General features: G+C 61.1%; 11 protein-coding genes and 1 pseudogene. 5 read left to right on the top strand and 7 right to left on the bottom strand.

Annotated elements, in window-relative coordinates:
* The first annotated feature begins 2 nt into the window (after positions 1-2).
* Complete coding sequence (locus tag C480_RS06110; RefSeq protein ID WP_006664751.1) at positions 3-713, top strand: hypothetical protein; 711 nt, start codon at positions 3-5, stop codon at positions 711-713.
* Between the two features lie 457 nt (positions 714-1170).
* Here C480_RS06110 and C480_RS06105 read toward each other — a convergent pair whose 3' ends face one another.
* The 3 genes from C480_RS06105 to C480_RS06095 all read right to left on the bottom strand — a co-directional run bounded on the left by C480_RS06105 (position 1171) and on the right by C480_RS06095 (position 4518).
* Complete coding sequence (locus C480_RS06105) at positions 1171-2238, bottom strand: anthranilate phosphoribosyltransferase (protein WP_006664750.1); 1068 nt, start codon at positions 2236-2238, stop codon at positions 1171-1173.
* Between the two features lie 175 nt (positions 2239-2413).
* Positions 2414-3097 carry a hypothetical protein gene (locus C480_RS06100; protein WP_006664749.1) on the bottom strand — a complete coding sequence of 228 codons (684 nt, stop codon included), beginning with the start codon at positions 3095-3097 and terminating at the stop codon, positions 2414-2416.
* A gap of 116 nt (positions 3098-3213) precedes the next feature.
* Positions 3214-4518, bottom strand: coding sequence for a PQQ-binding-like beta-propeller repeat protein (locus tag C480_RS06095; RefSeq protein ID WP_241433793.1), 1305 nt, complete (start codon positions 4516-4518; stop codon positions 3214-3216).
* A 568-nt stretch (positions 4519-5086) separates the two neighbouring features.
* Between C480_RS06095 and C480_RS24170 the strand changes: the two genes are divergently transcribed.
* Both C480_RS24170 and C480_RS24165 read left to right on the top strand, forming a co-directional pair.
* On the top strand, positions 5087-6259 hold the full coding sequence (locus C480_RS24170; RefSeq protein WP_241433792.1) for an outer membrane protein assembly factor BamB family protein: 1173 nt from the start codon (positions 5087-5089) through the stop codon (positions 6257-6259).
* Positions 6210-6725 (top strand): hypothetical protein, encoded by a 516-nt coding sequence (locus C480_RS24165; protein WP_241433791.1) that lies wholly within the window; start codon positions 6210-6212, stop codon positions 6723-6725. Before C480_RS24170 ends, C480_RS24165 begins: the two co-directional genes overlap by 50 nt.
* A 1803-nt stretch (positions 6726-8528) precedes the next feature.
* On the opposite strand, the gene C480_RS06085 is transcribed toward C480_RS24165, so the two are convergent.
* Entirely contained in the window at positions 8529-9011 is a 483-nt protein-coding gene (locus C480_RS06085; protein ID WP_006664747.1) for an acyltransferase, read from the bottom strand.
* 351 nt (positions 9012-9362) lie between these two features.
* Here C480_RS06085 and C480_RS22060 point away from each other — a divergent pair.
* Positions 9363-9706: pseudogene (locus tag C480_RS22060) on the top strand (transposase); the annotation flags it as partial.
* A gap of 308 nt (positions 9707-10014) precedes the next feature.
* Here C480_RS22060 and C480_RS06075 read toward each other — a convergent pair.
* Together C480_RS06075 and C480_RS06070 are read right to left on the bottom strand one after the other, a co-directional pair.
* Positions 10015-10233, bottom strand: coding sequence for a hypothetical protein (locus tag C480_RS06075; protein ID WP_006664744.1), 219 nt, complete (start codon positions 10231-10233; stop codon positions 10015-10017).
* Between the two features lie 730 nt (positions 10234-10963).
* Entirely contained in the window at positions 10964-11953 is a 990-nt protein-coding gene (locus tag C480_RS06070) for a linear amide C-N hydrolase (protein WP_049903279.1), read from the bottom strand.
* 255 nt (positions 11954-12208) lie between these two features.
* Here C480_RS06070 and ahbB point away from each other — a divergent pair, with 255 nt between their 5' ends.
* A complete protein-coding gene (ahbB, locus tag C480_RS06065) occupies positions 12209-13273 on the top strand; it encodes a siroheme decarboxylase subunit beta (RefSeq protein WP_006664741.1) in 1065 nt (354 codons plus the stop codon).
* A gap of 123 nt (positions 13274-13396) precedes the next feature.
* On the opposite strand, the gene C480_RS06060 is transcribed toward ahbB, so the two are convergent.
* Positions 13397-16471: an FAD-binding and (Fe-S)-binding domain-containing protein gene (locus C480_RS06060; protein WP_006664740.1), complete on the bottom strand. Its 3075-nt coding sequence runs from the start codon at positions 16469-16471 to the stop codon at positions 13397-13399.
* Between the last annotated feature and the right edge of the window lie 504 nt (positions 16472-16975).

The following is a 16975-nucleotide window of genomic DNA, read 5'->3' as shown; positions in this document are numbered from 1 at the left end:
CGATGTACGACGACACATTCGGCACCGACTGGGAGTCGATCGACGGCCGCGAGGAGGTCGTCGAACGCGCGTACGCACTCGGCGTCGCGACGCGACTGGGCGAGACGTATCCCGAGGAACTCGACCGCTTGACCGAACAGGTGGGGACGACCTACGACCAGAGTTTCGTCGACCTCGCCTACCAGAAGGGCCGCGACGAGGCGGCCGGTCGGGCGAGCGAGTCGCCGGGTGCAGTCTGGGAAGAACTCGTCGAGGGCCAGACGATCATCGACGCCGAGGAGACGGACGACCCCGAGGACACGCTGCCGGATGCGATCCGCGGTGTCGACATCGATACGCCCCCGGCGGACAGCACCGAAACGCTTCGCAAACCGGCGTTTCTCGAGCGCCAGCGGGCGGCCCAGTCCAACGCTCACGATGGAAAGCCGAGCCTGTTCGGCGACGGTCGATCGATCTTCGGCCGTTCGATGGCCAAAATCCGACGATCACAGGAGAACGTCGACGACCCGGATGACGGTGAATCTGGCGACGGAGACGAAGGCGAAGCGGGCGATCGAGACGGAAATGCAGGGGGTGACGACCGGCAGTCAGCACAGTCACCACCGAACGCCACGGACACCGAGAGCGAGACGCGCGGCAGTAACAGCGATCGCAACGGCCGATCACAGTCGTCGACGAACGCTTCCGACGACGGTTCTGATCGAACGAACTGATCGGCGAACCGGCGAATCGAACGAACCGTATTTGGCGATCGAACACCGAACGGGTGTGCGGAAAACCCACGCGCAGATCGACGAGTACCAGTTTCCCAACTATGTTTTCAATCAGAGAGGTATCGCGACCGCCCTACACGTCGAACTGCGTCCGCGATACCTCGTCCGGGTTTTGCTACCGGACAGCGCGCCGAAACGTCAGCTAAGCGCCGGTGAACGCCGGTTGTTTGAACGCGTTCCAAATGGATGCCGGTTTGTAACCGCATGTTTGTCACCGCATGCGTGAGTGAACTCGTTCCGGTCATTCCGCGACCGAAATTCACTCACTGGACGATAGCAGTTCCGAGTGAGCGGATCAGGATGAATCGATCGATAGTGGCACAACCGGCCGCAGTTGTATCGTACCTGGAATAGGTTCCCGGATACGTAATGGAGGTGATGCGTGGTCGCGGATGTCCTAGAACGCTCGCAGTTCCTCGAGCACCGCTTCGGCGCTGCCGTCGCCGATGACCTCGCGAGCGCGTTCGAGTCCCGCATCGAGGCTGTCAACGTCTCGGCGAGCGTACATTCGGACCGCACCGTTGAGCGCGATCGCGTCAGCGAACTCGTCGTTGCGGTCGCCAGCAAGGACTGCTTCGGTAATCGCGGCCGAGTCTCCTGCAACGTCGTCGACGGCGAGATCCTCGGCTTCCATCGCCATGCCGTACTCGGCGGTCTCGATTTCGTCGTCGGCTAACTCCTCGCCCTCGTCCCACTCGGCCACCTTCGTGTAGCCCGGGCGGATGTCGTCGTACCCTTCCATCCCCTGGAAGAAGATGGCCCGCGAGTAGTCGAGTTCAGCACTCTCTTTCAGGAGATCGGTCATCTTCTTCGCGAACGCGAGGTGGTAGAACGAGCCGAGGTGGACGTCGGCGTTCGCCGGATTCGCGACGGTTTCGACGGTGTTGACGAACGTGCGAACGCCCATCTGGTCGCGCCGACCGTGCAGGTCGTGGATGCCCGGATTGAACTCGGGCTGGTAGTAGAAGCCGAAGCCGGTTTCGTCGACCATGTCGGCGCTTTCATCGGGTGCGAGTTCGGTTCGGATTCCGAGTTCGTCGAGGACGTGTTTGTAGGCGGGTTCTTTCTGCGTCGGGACGCGGTCGCCGGAGTGGACGACGACGGGCGTGCCCGCGGCGGCGGCGACGACGCCGGCACCGACGCCGAGGATGGCGGAGGTGTGCTTGCCGTCGTAGTTCGCGCCGCAGTCGACCGGGTCGGCGTCCGGTTCGGCGGTGATCACCGACTCCTCGCGCATGACGTCGGTGTAGGCCGCCAGCTCCTCGGGGTTGTTTCGCTTCCAGCGGTTTGCGAGCCAGAACGCGCCGAGGGTTGTCTCGTCGGGTTCGCCCGCCAGAATGCGCTGGAGCGCCTCCCGCGCTTGTTCGCGGGTCATGTCGTCGGCGGACTTGTGTCCCGATCCGACGACCTCCGTCATCAGCCGTTTGAGCGGCCACTCGCCGAACTCCTGGGTTGCCTGAGCCATGGCCGTTTCTTCGGACGGGCGGCGCAAAAGCCTCCCGCTTCTGGGCCCGTTTACCGACACGTTCGCCGTTGTACGCGTTACCCGAGGAACGCTGTTGCGGTCACCCACCGTCTCCGCTCGCTGCTCTCTTCGGAGCGAAGTAGCGTGAACGCCGTTTACGATACCGGCCGCTGAATCAGCGACCCTGCCGAGACCAGGCGGAAACGATCAGTGATCCGCCGGTGATGAAGAGGGTAAGCCGCCCCAGTAGGACGCCCTCCGATAACCCCCAGTTGGAGGCGCTCGTGGTCCCGTAATACACGTCTCCATCGTGTGCGATCGGATCGCCCCGTTCGAACTCGGGGATCCGCTGGTCGGTGAGGGTAATCGATCCGGTTTCGATCGCCTTGCGGACGTTCGAAGTCGTCTCGTTACTCGGAACCGCTATGTGATCGAGCGCCTCCATCGTCGTCGCGTTCTCGTGTCCCAACACCGTCACGTTGTCCCGGTACTCCGTCGTCGGGATGTAGAACTCGCCGCCGATGGTAACGAGTTTGTACCGCTTCCACGCGTCGGTGTACGGATTCCACCGATCCAACTCGCTCCCGTACAGGGTTTGAACCGACCCGTTGTATTCGACCGCTCCCTCCGAAGCGATTTGCCGTTCGAGCGCACAGGCCCGCTCGGTTCCGCAGCGAAGCGTTTGTTCGGAGAACTCGACGACACGTTCCGCATCGCTTTCGTTTTCGATCGCTTCGACAGTGTAGGTGATTTCAGTCCCACTTCCGGTTAGATCGTCCGATGCGAAGTAGACTGGATTCAGCAGCAACCCGATCCCGACGACGAGCACAACGGCGGGTTTGGTGAGCGTGGAGAGCATACAAAACACGTCAAAATAACATGTAATAAAACGGTCGTCTTCGATTCCGAGAACGAAACGAGTTCACTGATTCGTCGTGGTCGGACCGACGACATGGTCAACCGCCGGTCGAGGTCTCAACTGCGCAGGCACCGCCCGGCCACGCTGAACTCGCACTCGCCGAACGCGTAGAGGGTTCCGTGATTTGCGGTGAGAAAGACGAGGTCGGACGTGACCGCCGGCGTCGCCGCCCGGGCTTTTTCATTTCGTCCCATCTCTATTCGATCGAGTTCCTCTCCCGTATCAGCGTCGATGACGAACAAGTGACCGAACGTCGTCTCGCGTTGGACGTATCCCGGAGCGTAGACGGCGTCCCCGGAGACGACGGGTGTCGCGGCGAGGCTAACCAGCGGTTCGTCCGACGAACTCTTGCCGTAGTCGTCTTGATCACCGCCAAATCGCCAAACGCGTTCGCCCGTCTCGAGGCGCCGCGCTTCGACGCCGAAGTTAGTTTCGAGATAGATGCGGCCGTCGGCGACGCTCAGCCCCGCATCCGCCCACCGAGAACCGATCGGCACCTGCCAGCGAAGCGAGCGATCGTGTCGATCCATCGCGGCGAGGGTAAACTCGTTCTCGTCTTCGTTTTGATTTTCGTCTTCATTTCGGAGGGCAAAGACCAACAGGTCGTCGACGACCGTGGGCGTCCCACTAATAGGTCCCTCCCAGCGCCACTGTTCTTCTCCCGTGGCCAGATCGAGACCGATGAGACCCCGTCGAACGGACGGGACGTAGACGACCTCCTCGCTCGCGGACAGTTGCCACATTCCTCCCCACTCGGGGAGGGTCGTTCGCCAGCGCTCCGCTCCCGTTTCGGGATCGACGCCGTAGACGATCGGGTTCTGCTCGTCGATCCCCGAACCGTACGTGCCGCACACGACAATGTCATCGGTCACGACGGGTGTGACTACGTCGGGGGTTTGTTGGTTCTCATAGAGGTTCTCGAACGTCCATTGTTCCTCTCCGTCGGTGGTGAGCATCGTCAACCCTGGTTTGGTCTGGACGAACAGCCGGTCCCCGTCGACGACCATCGAGTCCGAGTGATAGAAGTAATAGGACTCGTCGGTTCGGAAGAGTTCGGTCGTCCACTCGGAATCGCCGGTCGCCGCGTCGAACGCCTCGACCCACGCGCCCCCGGGTTCGTCGGACATTGCTTCCTGCGAGTAGGCGTGGTAGAGGGTGCCGTCTTCGACGACCGGCGAGGAGTTCACCACGCCGCTGTCGGGGCGCTCTCGGTTCCAGGCCGTGTAGAGGTCCCGCCGTCGGACCGTTGGTGGTCGACCGCCCGGTGTGAGCGTTCCCGAGGGTTCGACGCGACCACGAACCCTCGGCGGCGGGATCGGCGGTCGAAAAACAGCCTGCGAGGGCGCTACAGCCGACGGCACACGTTGCGAGAAACGACCGGCGCGTAGAGGGCATCGCTTCCGCCTAGTCAGTCGAAACCTGTATAATTTGCTACCTGTAGACCGGATGCTTCTACCAGTAGTTGGTAACACGGGTTCTGTATTCAGAACTACGACTGAAACGGATCGGACGGTCGTGATCGTCCCGAAACCCTGCGGAAAGTCCCTCCGCGAGAAAGAACGTTCGAGACACTTGGACAGCTAACAAGTCGTCTTAACTACCAGATAGGGGGGAGGGCTGGTATCGTTTGAAACGGTTGCACCGCTACAAAGTAACGTTAACTGCTAGATAGGATTATAACTGGTATTTCTACGGACGTGTTGTTATGTGGAACCGTCGATCCGTACTGGCGACTGGTGTAGCGCTATCAATCGGGACTGGACTCGCTTCGGTGGGGGCTGGTGCCGCCGAGACTGATACCGACGAGCTTCCGGATCCGGATCGCGATCCGGGACCGAACGAGGACTGGCCGTCACACCGAGGCGACCCCGGTCACGCCAGATACATCGCGGACGGCCACGAGTTCAGCGGCGGTGAACTCGAGGCCGCGTGGTCCGTCGAGGGNGAGGCGACCCCGGTCACGCCAGATACATCGCGGACGGCCACGAGTTCAGCGGCGGTGAACTCGAGGCCGCGTGGTCCGTCGAGGGTGCGGGCGGGAGTACCATCGCTGTCGCCGACGAGACGGTCTACGCGTCGACCGACGGCGGCGTCGTCGCCCTCGACGCGGCGGACGGCACCGTCGTCTGGGAGAACGCGGACGTGGACGCGAGCGATCCGTCGGTCGCCGGCGAGACCGTCTTCTTCACGGGTAACGAAATCGTGGCGCTCGACCGGTCGGACGGAAGCGTTCGCTGGGAAACCGAGTTCGATCCCGAGGAGGAAATCGCCTGGCAGACGGTCGCCTACGGCGGCGTGTACGCCGTCGCCGACGGCACGCTGTACGCACTCGAAGCCGACGACGGCTCGGTTCGGTGGAAGAAGGAGTCGATCACCGCTGCGCCGTACGGTAACGAGGAGGACGAGTACGAGTTCGTTGCAGCGACCGCCGCGGCAAACGGCGTGATATACAGCGTCACGGGTGCCGGTCCGATCGCTCTCGAACCCGAGACAGGTACCGAAGTCTGGCAGGAGGGAACCTACATTAGCTCCAGTGACTATACCCATGCCATCTACGCAACGTCGGAAGCAGTCGGTTACGACATCAGTGGCTCTCCGGAGGTGCCGTTGCACGATGCGCAAACGGGCGAGTCCGTAGACATGGGGTACGGACAAATAGCGTTCGGCGAGGAGATCCACGTCGGCGGTGGCGACAACGGGTACGGCGGTGATTCGATCCGCGGTGGCGAATACAATTGGGGTCTCGACGTTATGTACACCTACGGGCAAGCCGTTATCAGCGGCGAAACCGTGTTCGTGTATTTCACTCGGGACGGGGGCCCCCCAGATCCCGAGTGGCGGGACTACGACGAGGAACTCGTCGCCCTGAACAAGTACGACGGGTCCGAGAAGTGGGCGCTCTCGACGGACAATGTGCCGGTTGGACGGATTCGTGCGATCAGCGGCGAGACGATCTACGTCGACCACGACGGCGAACTCGTGGCGCTTCGCGACGAAAGCGGCGGGGACGACCAGCCCGACGANGATCTACGTCGACCACGACGGCGAACTCGTGGCGCTTCGCGACGAAAGCGGCGGGGACGACCAGCCCGACGAGGGTGACGAAAACGACGAGACGGGCGGCGAAAACGACGAAGGAGACGGATCCGATGACAGTGGCGAGAACGACGACACGGACGGCGGAAACGGCGAGCAGGATGGATCCGACGAGAGTGGCGGAAACAACGACACGGACGGAGGAAACGGCGAGGGAGACGGATCCGACGGAGGAGACGATCACCAAGGCGGCGATGACGACAGCGACACGGTGGGAGACGACGGCGACGGCGACGACGGAGCGTCTGCCGACGGCAATGATAGCGATGCCGGAACCGGAAACGGCGGCACGGAGGACACTGGAAACGAGTCGAACGCTGAAAACGAGACGGACACCGAGAACGACACTGATGACACCGTGCCCGGTTTCACGGCCGGTGCCGGCCTTCTCGGCGGGGCGTTCGGCCTCGAGTGGCTGCGCCGGAAGGCCGGCGTCGACGACTCGACTAGCGTGAACGACCAATCTGAGTAAGGAGACCTCAGGTTGGGCAAGAGGGTGTCATAGAACTCTTCTCACATCGTGATGATCGTGCTTCCCGGATCGTCTCCGTGTTCGTAGTTTGTGATAGCGACGACGAGGCGAAAGCACAGGGCAAGAAGACGCTCCGTGAGGCAGGGTTATCACGCTATGGGACGGATCTGTGTCACCTTATTCTCGTCTATTAAGGTATTCTTCGAGATTATTGATGATTTCTTCGTCATCAAACCGGAGATCGTTTCGATCGAATCGAATACTCGGTAACAGACCTGATCGATGCAATATTACATCGTTCTCCGATACTGTAATGTATTCCATCTGTGACATTGGTATAAATTGGTGCCAGGTCACCAATTTTCCACCTCCACTCCGACGAAGCTCTAACCCAGCCGGAGTAAGCTTATAGGCTCTATCAGACAGCACTGTGTTTGTTGTACTAGATACTGTGACGACGACAACGAGAGCAGTTAACACAGTCAGGTGTGGAGGAAGCCAAAATGAAAGTAGTCCAACTGGGACCAATCCCGTGACCATGGTGAATATCTGCACTTTTATTCTGTGAGCCCGCGGCCACCTGGAAGTCCATTCTATCAGGACGTTCTCGGATGCGATAGCGGAAGACGCAACCCGATTACGAGCCGTGAGTATGGCAATCTCACCTGCCACAGCTGCGACAATCCCGAGTAGGAACCCAGTCGCACCGACGAGACTTGACACGGGGATGGAAGCCGGGTCAATGAGATAGAAAGCGACCACCTCGAGGACACTAAAATGGTAAGCTATCATTGGAACGAGTCCGAGAAGCGGGAAGAGCCAGGCTACCCAACCTGAGTTCAGCCAAGAGGCTATTTGTCCGTTGGCGGTTGTTAGGAATGCCGTCCCGGAACCGATAGTAATACCGATCGTTCCTAGAACGGCGAATGCAAGCACTTTGCTGCGCAAGCCCAAATACTCCACAGTAAACAGAGTAAGCGTCGGCGCAATCAGCGCGGCTACGTAGCTGCCGACGAGCACGCCGAACCGAGGACCCAATCCATCCGGTGAAACTACCGAGTTTTCGGTAATATATTCCACATTTTATTTTGATGTGGGGCGTATAAAGTATTTAGGTACGCTGAAAACTGAGTGTTGACCTCAGCGTGAAGGAGGGAGTTGAAGCGGTTTCTGACGAGTGCTATTACTGAAGACTCGCCGGCCCAGGGTCGCGGGCTGGCTGTCAGCCCGCGACCGGAGCGTACGCGTCGGGACGCCGATACGTTCGTCTCGATCTTCCACCGCCGCTCTGCCTCTGCTTCTATAGTAACAACTGAAACGGTTTACACACTGATCGTACAGCTGTCGCACGACCAGGTGTGCACTGACTTTCAGTGGCTACTATAGTTCGTGGCGAATCCAGCCACAGAACGTCTGGAATGTGAACTGTTCGGGCAGGTCGCGCCCACTCTTTCGCGGTCGGACGACGGCTGTAAACGGATGCTGAACACATCCAGACGCAGACTTTCTCGTGATCAACTCGACGATACGATTCAGCTGATTACGTCTGTTGGGAAGTGCCAGTCTTAGCAGCCACAATGCTGTGAAGATACGCTATTTTGCCCCTCATCAATTTCAATGCCACATCCCTCATTAGTAATAGCGGAGGCTGTCATAGAATGGCCCGCGTACCGATTGTGTTGATCCCAGCGAACGTTACATACAGGGTAACCACACACCGAATAATCTCATTTCGTTAGGCGGTATCCCACGACGATTCCAGACAAGGTCTACTCGGAGAGCCTACCAGCAGCAGGGATGGACTTATCGATTCACCCATTCATGGAGGTCAATAACGCGTTGAGCTGGTGGAGAGCCGAGGACGATCTTCCCTGGGTCGACATCTTCGAGTACGGTTGACCCTGCTGCGACTACTGATCCTGCTCCGAGTTCAACACCGGGGGCAAGAACAACTCCCGCGCCGATAAAGGATCCCTCGCGCAGTACAATCTCCTCGAACAAATCATTCCGGAACTCCATACCCTGTTCGCTCAGTTCGTGTGTTACTCCGACAATATTGCTATTGGGACCAACCTGGACATTGGTTTCGATCCTCGTGTTCTCGACGTACGAACCCGCATTGACAACGACAGCGTCACTGATCTCGCACTTTTTGATGGATGTCCGCTCATAGATGTTGCATTCGTCTCCAATACTGGAGTCGTGTACAGTTACGTGTTCTCTGATCTCCGACTGTCCAATCGTAGATTCAACAATCCGAGCAGATTCGTCGATATTAGCGGTCATAACTGGTCTTCGCCGTTTTGATTACACTATCGCTGGTAATGATCGCAGTTGTTTCGATCTCCACGAGCAATTCAGACGAAATGAGTCGATTCAGTTCGACCATGCTCGTCGCAGGACTGATCTCACTAAACATTTCGGCGTGAGCATTTTCTCTGGTTTCGCATACACTTATTGGTGTGTTTGAATGCCTACACATCGGATAATTCACCGACGTAATGGGTGAAACCAATTTTTGGGAAGAGTTCTATGACACCTTTCGAGTGGCAGGGAAGATGTCAGGCTAATAGCGATATAGGCCGCAGTCACCGTCGCGAGGACGGCCGCCGCTGCTAACACAATCGGGAGCGTTTCGATTGGCACCACCACCTGCTGGCCGGAGGGGTCGTGCCAATCGCTCCGTACAATCCACGAAACACTGACGACCCGAAAGACATCGGGTACAGGGTCGAAGATCGCATCGAGGAACATAGCGAGGACGTTCAGCTGAAGCAATCTATCCTGGACGAGACGTACAACAACCGGACAGGCGTCGAACGAACCACCGACGCGGTCAAGGACTGCAGCCTCGGGCACGTCCGCGCGCCCGAGGCCGGGTTCACGCACGAACAGAAGTATTTGTTGCGCTCTGTCTACGACTCGTCGTTGCCATCACCAACTACGAGCGAGGAAACGATCCGAGCTGTGAGATATTCTGAGGTGGATTCTATGACACGCTCTGGGCAAAGGAAAACGAGATCGCTGACCAACGGATCGGAACGCTTGCCTTGCCGATGCCGTTTTCTTTGTTTTCCGAGTTGTCCGCGGTCTTCTCCTGTCGGACTGTCGCGATTCCGGGCCGAGTTCACCGGCGGGCACGAGGGCAGTGGTGGATCGATGGTGGGTCGATGGTGATGGTGATAACGGGAGTGGTGATCCCGATGGTGCCCTCGAACACCAACCGGCAACTCGGCTGGCCGCCGCGACCCGAGTTCAGCGTGTGAACTCGGCCTGCGGTGGCCGTGGCTTAGTCGGGGTCCGAGTCGGATCGCGTGCCGACGTTGGGAGCGACGCGACAGCCGCAGGGGCCGGCGACGGCCTCGCCGGGGCCGATCATGGTTCGCTGTGCGATCGGGGTTCCACAGCGGGGACAGCGCGGTAGCTTACACTGGTCGAGTCGTTCGGGGTGGTTGGTATCGTCCCCGCCATCGCCACCATGGGCGCTGTCGTCGGCGTCGTCGCTCATCCCAACTGACACCTCGTTGCGCTCGTAAGTCGACAGGAGATGCTTGCTGCTGGTCGAATTGGCTGATGCATCAGTCGTGCGGGATGTTTATATCCCGTGAGTATGTATGCAATCATGGCTGCAAACCCTCGTGGGTTTGGAAGCCACGTCTCGGATGGTCCCAACATCCGGGACACTTTCGTGTCCGTTTAATGGCTTCCGTTCTAATTGTTGAACGGTAGTGACTTATATCTACCGCCTGGTGGGGACAAAGAGGTGTTTCCGGTATGAGGACGCCGTTGCAATTCGATCAGTAGGAGGGAGAATTCGGCGACAGAACTCCTCAGTACCCGTGTGAAGTGACTGGTTAGAATCGGAATATGTATCGCAACCCTCACAGCATGATAATACGATGTCTATGGATACCGAGAGGCAGAGAGATATTCTATTGATGCTCTTTGCCGTGCAGTTCACCCTGCTTGTTCTGATGGTTTCGTGGTTGTGGCCACTTCTTCTCTTCCCGGTGCTTCTCACCCTACACGTAATGCAATCCGAGTATGAGCGTCGACTAACCGAAGAATAACCCCGGGAAGTTCGTCACCGCTACTAACCGGCACCTACCGCTGCAGAATCCCGAAGTCGATCGGCGACGGCGATCCGAATCAACTAGGCGGTATCGGCTTCGGTCATCCGTCACACGCCGAGCATCGAGTTCACCGCCACGATGGTCAGTGAGGAAACACGGGAGCCACTACTCGGCGGAAACGCCGAGGAACGGGAAGGGATCGCTGGCGGCTAGCTGATCGGACACGTCGCCGGCGAAGACGGCGGACTGATCCGGTCCCAACTGGAGGGTTCTGACTGCGGCGTCGGGCGAGAAGTCGAGTTCATCGAGTTCGACCCAGAAGACGTTCGGCGTGAGCGCCGATTCGAAGTAGTAGATGCCGTCCTTGTGGTCCGCGACCGTTCGCCAGCGCGTCGAGGAGATGTGCGGCGCATCCGGCGTGGTGATGCCGTGTGGCACGGAGACGTTGCGGATCACGCTGAACACGCTCGCCGTCGCGGTGCGGCGATCCTCGACCTGTGGAATCGCGTTCGTGTAGAATCGTGCCCGAACGAATCGGTCGGCCGGTCTGTTCGTGCCGGGCAGCATGACCGTGCCGCCGATCTGCTCCCAGTACTCGGCGAGCGCCCGCTGCTTGTCGAAGGTCGGCGAGTTGGTCATCGTCTGGTAGTCGCGGTCGTGGTGGACGACGAGTTCGCCGTCGACGTATTCCATGATCGCACTATCACCGGTTGCATCTGAGAGGGACAGGTGCAGCGCGGCCAGGCGATCCTCGCCCGGCACCCGGTCAGTCACGACCGCGAACTCGTCCTCGCGGACGTGCTCGACGGCCTCGGCGACGGTGGCGAAGTTGTCGAGCATGTACTGGGCCCAGAGCGAAATCGAGAGCGTCGGCGTCTCGTCATCGGGGTCTGGATACTCGGATTCGGGCAGCCAGAGGAGATTGGCAACCAGGCCGGATTCGTTCATGCCGTCGGTGGTGGCGACGTCGTAGGCGGTTGCGACGACGCTTCCGTACTCGGCCGTCCAGGAACGCGAGTTCGGTCCGGCCTCGCCGGTCCGCTCAATGTCGCGGGGAAGCGCCCAAATGTTGGTTCCGATATCCCGTTTCCAGTCCATCGAGCGGGCCGTGAGAACGCGACCGTCGGGTCCGAGATAGACCAGGCGAGTACACATCGCTGTCACCCCGCGACCGCGGCTGCCAGTCGAAACTGATCGTCGTCCATACGGACGTGCTGTGTGGCGGTTCCGGTCTCGAACACCTGTCCGGTTGGGGTCATCATCTGCACTGTTCCATGCTTGCCGAGATGTTAAACGTATTTCATGTGTGCCGGTATCACCAGTTTCGATGACTCTCCGTCTCGGAGACGAATGGTGCGCCATCGAGGCCGACCCGAAAGCGATACGGGTCCCGTTTCCCTAGATCCGCCAATGACCACTCCGGCGGGGGACTGGCGCGACGCCATCGACGATATCGACGCGGCGCTGATCGACGGCTACCAGAGCGGCTTCCCGATCGAGGAGCGTCCGTTCCAACAGGTGAGTGCAGAACTCGGTATCGACGAAACGGCCGCCGTCGACCGCGTCCGAACGCTCATGGACGCCGGTATCGTCCGCCGCTTCGGTGCCGTACTCAACCCGCCCGTCATCGGCTCCTCGACGCTCGCCGCGGTGCGGGCACCCGAGGACCGCTTCGACGAAATCGCGGCGACCATCAACGAGTTCCGCCAGGTCAATCACAACTACGCCCGCGATCACGAGTGGAACATCTGGTTCGTCGTCACTGCCGGCTCCCGCGCTCGGCGCGACGCCATCCTGACGGAAATCGAGGAGCGAACGGGCTGTTCGGTGCTCAACCTCCCGATGCTCACGGACTACTACATCGACCTCGAGTTCCCCGTCGTCAACACCGATCGCTTCGCTCGCGAGTCGCTGACGACCAGAACGGACACCTCGGCTACCCGCATCAGCGAGGAGGCCACCGGCTCGCTCTCCGAACTCGAGGCCGACCTGTTGCTCGCCATCCAGGACGGCTTTCCGCTCTCGCCGACGCCGTACCGCGACGTGGCCGAGCGACTCGGCTATCCGACCCAGGACGTTCTCGAGGCCATCGAGCGACTCCAGGCGAACGGCTGCATCAAACGCATCGGCTGTATCATCAACCACGTCGTCACCGGCTTCGACGCCAACTGCATGGTCGTCTGGGACGTGCCCGACGACGAACTCGACGCCTGGGGCGAGCGCGCCGGCGGGTTACCCTACGTCACGCTCTGTTACCACCGACCCCGCAGACCGGCACAGGACTGGCCGTACAACCTGTTTACCATGATCCATGGCCGCGATGCCGCAGCCGTCGAGAAGAAGATCGACGAACTCGCGACGGAGTACCTCCCCGTCGACCACGATCGACTCTATTCGACGGAGACGCTGAAACAGACCGGCGCGCGGTACGACGACATCGTTATCGCCTCCAACGCAGGGGCCGACGGTGAGTAGCGCGTCATTTCAGCGACCGTGACGTAGTGCCCGCCCGCGAAGAACGGCGCCGAAGCGCTTGTCCGTGCGGACCACGCCGACGACGGCGATCCAGTTCCGCTCGAGTCGGCCCGGATTGGCCCGTTACGGGAGCGCCGCTGCAACCAGTTCGATCGGCGTCGGCGGCTTCTCGGTCGCCGTCGGTCGGTTCTCGAGTTGGGTGCGACAGGACGCGCCGGGGGCGACGACGCGCTCGCCGTCGCTGTCGGCGACCTGTTCGTACAGGATCGACGCGATAGCGTCGCTCATCGAGCCGTGTTCGGATTCGTAGCCGAAACTGCCGGCCATCCCGCAACAGCCGGAGTCCAGCGGGTCGACGGCGTAGCCCGCCCGGCGGAGGACGCCGACGGCGTGGTGGTCCTTTTTCGTCGCCTTCTGGTGGCAGTGGCCGTGGTAGGTCAGTGACCGGTCGGTCGACCTGTCATCGAATTCGATCGTCTCGTCCAGGCGGAAGGCATCGAGATATTCGCAGACGCCGTAGGTCGCCCCGGCGAGTCGCTCCGCGGAGTCGCTCGAGAGCAGATCGAGGTAGTCCGACTGGAACATGACCGCGTCGGAAGGCTCGATGACGACGACGTCCCAGCCGTCGGCGACGAGCGGCGAGAGCGCCGCCACGTTCTCGCGGGCGGTCGTTCGGGCCTTCTCGAGGAACCCCTTCGAGAACGCCGGCCGGCCCGTGTCGTCGAGTTCGCCCGGAACCGTCACGTGGACGCCCGCGGCCTCGAGCACGCGAACCGCGGCCTTCCCGGCGACGGGGTTGCTGTAATTGGTGTACGTATCGGGGTAGACGACCGCCTTGCGCTCGGCCTCTCGCTCGGCGATGCGGGAGCCGCCGCGATTCGCGAACCACTCCCGGAACGTCACCGGCTCGAACGTCGGGAGCGACCGGTTCGAATCGATGCCGACCGTCGCCTCGAGCAGTTTGCGCGCACCCGGCACCGATGTCGCGGCGTTCGACAGCGGCGCGAGCCGCGAGCCCCACTTCGAGAGCGTCGCGACGTTCGCAAAGAGCCGGTCACGCAGCGACGCGCCATTTCGCTGGTGGTACTCGTGTGTCACTTCCGCCTTGAGCTTCGCCATGTCGACCTCGCTCGGACAGTCGACGGCACAGCCCTTGCAGCCGATACAGAGGTCCATCACCTCCTCGACGAACTCGTCCGAGACGGCCTCGCCCCGATCCATCTCGCCGCTCATCGCCTGGCGAAGCGCGTTCGCCCGCCCGCGAGTCGCCGTGATCTCCTCCTGACTTGCCCGGTAGGTCGGACACATCACCCCGCCGGTCGTCTCCTGCTCGCCGCGACAGCCGCCACAGCCGTGACAGAGTTCGACCATCCCCTGCATCCCGTTGTCGTTGTCCCACTCGAGTTCGGGATCGAAGCCGGAATCGAACTCGTAGTCGGGGTCGAACCGCAAGTGCTCTCGGAGGTCGGTGGGATCGTCCTCGCGGAAGACGACCTGGCCGGGGTTGAGAATCCAGTCGGGGTCGAAGGCGGTCTTCAGCTCCTGGAACGTCTCCCACAGTTCGTCGCCGTAGAGTTTGCGGTTCCACTGGGTGCGCGCGCGGCCGTCGCCGTGCTCGCCCGAGACCGAGCCGCCGAGTTCGACCACGAGATCGGTCACGGCGTCCGCGATGCCGTGGAGTTGGTCGAGTCCCACCTCCGTCTTCGTGTTGATGAGCGGGCGCACGTGCAATACGCCGGGGCCGGCGTGGGCGTAGAACGTTGCGTAGGTGTCGTGGTTCTCCAAAATTTCCTCGAACCGTTCGACGAACGTCGGGAGTTGCGCGGGCGGAATCGCGGTGTCCTCGATGAACGAGATGTGCTTTTCGTCCGTCGTCCGCGAGAGGAGGATCGGCAGGCCGGATTTGCGCAGTTTCCAGAGCTTCGTGCGCTCCGCGTCGTCGTAGGCTTCGAGCGCGTCGATCGCGCGGTGCTCGGCGTCGGTCTGCGGTGCATCGGCTGCCGGCTCACCCTCGGCCGCCGCGTCCGGACAGCGATCGGCGAGCAGGCCGGCGACCTGCTCGCGGCCGTGGGCCGCGTCGTCCGCGTAGAACTCGACGAGGAGGACGGCGTTCGTTCCTTCGGGGAGCATCTCGGTGACGGGGCCGAACTCGGCCGTCTCTCGCGCGAGATCGAGTAGCACGTCGTCTAACACCTCGACGGCCGCGGGGTCGTGCTCGAGGATCGGTTCGACCTCCGCCATCGCCTGGTGGAGGTCGGCGTAGCAAAGCAGCGAGACCGCCTTCGTCTCGGGAACCGACTCAAGCGAGACGGTCGCCTCGGTGACGATCGCGAGCGTGCCCTCGCTGCCGGCGAGCAGGCGCGCGAGGTTCACCGTTCCCGGCTCACCCGTCTCCTCGCCGCTGGGAAGCGTTTCTCCTCTGTACTCGGCGACCAGTCGATCGAGGTTGTACCCCGAGACGTTTCGCTTCAGGTCCGGATACGTCTCGTCGACGAGTTCAGCATCCTCGTCGAGAATCCTCGCCACCTCGGCGTAGATCCGGGCTTCCAGATCGCCCTCCGGGTCGGCGCGGTCGTTGATTTCGGCGCGCGTAACCGCGCCGAACTCGGTGACGGTGCCGTCGGCGAGGACGGCTTCGACGGACTCGATGTAGGCGTCGGTCTTCCCGTAGGTGAGCGAGTGCGCGCCGGTCGAATTGTTCCCGATCGCACCGCCGATGGCGCTTTTGTCTCCCCAGGCGGGATCGGGTGCGAACTTGAGGTCGTGGGGCGCGAGTGCCTCGTTCAGGGTGCCGAGAATCGTTCCGGGCTGGACGGTCGCCGTTCGGCCGGTGGGGTCGATCTCCAGAATCTCGTTCATGTGCCGCGTGAAATCGAGCACGACGGCGCGATTGACCGTCTGTCCGGCGAGACTCGTCCCGCCACCCCGGGGCAAGACTGGAATCTCGCGTTCGGCACAGTACTCGAGGATGCCGGCGACATCGGCGGTCGACTCCGGAAACGCGACGGCGATCGGCGTTAGTTCGTAGGCGCTCGCATCGGTCGCATAGAGCTGTCGAGAATACGTATCCGCCCGTATCTCACACGTGACGAGCCGCATGAGGTCGTCGACCAGCGCCGGCCGATCGACGTCCGAACTCCGGTAGTCGTAAGTCGCGCGCCGGTCGGCGGCCGGGTCGGCACTCGGCTCCAGGGACATATCTGTCCCTTGCCCGGTGGCGGCTTAAATCGTCGTCCTTTGCAAACGGAGACCGTCCGAGCGGTCCGGTCGACGTCTCCACGGACGGGGTGTCGATATCCGTGGTGATCCAACCATTTCGAAAGTGAAACATCGACTCGTGCCGCCGCAGTCGCTGCGGTGAACAGATTTGCCACGAACAACGGACGGCGATGACAACAGCCATAACTAGTAGTAACTAGCGGTTCAACCGGTCGATTCCGTCGAACACAGACGAACGTGACGCGCTCGAACCGGCAGTTGTGGCTCTCGACTTCGGGTTCAAACTACCATACGAAACCTGATTAGTTTGGGCGACTTTCGGCCACTCTAGTCGGGTTCAGATGGACAATATTTGTAGGACGATATAATCCTCAATTTAACGTCTGAGGTACTATAGGCGGCGGTATCAACGTTTCCATCAGAATGAGCCGCCAACGTTACGCGACGAGGACGAACCGAACCCAGTCTCTCTCGTTGTCCTGC

It is taken from the genome of Natrialba aegyptia DSM 13077, from assembly GCF_000337535.1.
In the GTDB taxonomy this organism is placed as follows: domain Archaea; phylum Halobacteriota; class Halobacteria; order Halobacteriales; family Natrialbaceae; genus Natrialba; species Natrialba aegyptia.
This window is presented reverse-complemented; position numbering and strand designations above follow the sequence as displayed.